The following is a 344-nucleotide window of genomic DNA, read 5'->3' on the forward strand; positions in this document are numbered from 1 at the left end:
GAGGACGGTTAAGCAGTTGAATTTCGACCGGGCTGATGTCCTCCAGGTTGAGTGGTTGTGCGAGTTGTCCACGGTCGGTCGGCGGGTCGCCTATCACGACCACGACGCCGGCCGGCGGTGGGCAACTCGCTAGCGGCGAGCATTTCTTTTCGATGCATGGCTTCGTAGCGGATCGGCGAGTAATAGCTGATTGCGCTGTGCCGGCGGCTGAGGTTGTACCAGCCCTCGATGAAGGCGAACAGCTCCCGTCGAGCCTGCTCGTGAGTTTGGAAGCGCGAACGAGCGAGCAGTTCGCATTCGAGGGTGGCGAAGAAGCTTTCGCACATGGCGTTGTCGAAGCAATC

1 pseudogene is annotated in these 344 nt (G+C 60.2%); it reads right to left on the minus strand.

Annotated features, from left to right (window positions below):
- Positions 1 to 149: 149 nt before the first annotated feature.
- A pseudogene (locus GWC77_RS29950) lies at positions 150 to 344 on the minus strand (IS3 family transposase); the annotation flags it as partial.

The organism is Paraburkholderia sp. NMBU_R16 (assembly GCF_013282575.1).
In the GTDB taxonomy this organism is placed as follows: Bacteria; Pseudomonadota; Gammaproteobacteria; order Burkholderiales; family Burkholderiaceae; genus Trinickia.